Here is a 229-nt window from a genome sequence, read left to right as displayed (position 1 = left end):
CCAATTACAGTCGATGAGCTTTCTGGTTTTAGAGATGCTTTAAAAGAATTGGCAATAAAAGTAGATTTTTAAGATTTTAATACGATTGATATTGTAGGAACTGGCGGCGATGGAAAATACACGTTCAATATTTCAACTTTAACCTCATTTATTGTTGATGGAACTGGACAAAAAGTGGCGAAACATGGAAATTATTCGGTGTCTTCACAATCGGGTTCTTCTGATATGT

Annotated in this window: 1 pseudogene; it reads left to right on the top strand. The window is 34.5% G+C overall.

The window, feature by feature from the left end:
- Positions 1–229 (top strand): annotated as a pseudogene (locus ACEWL1_RS12265) (anthranilate phosphoribosyltransferase); the annotation flags it as partial.

It is taken from the genome of Polaribacter gochangensis (assembly GCF_046224025.1).
Taxonomy (GTDB): domain Bacteria; phylum Bacteroidota; class Bacteroidia; order Flavobacteriales; family Flavobacteriaceae; genus Polaribacter; species Polaribacter gochangensis.
This window is presented reverse-complemented; position numbering and strand designations above follow the sequence as displayed.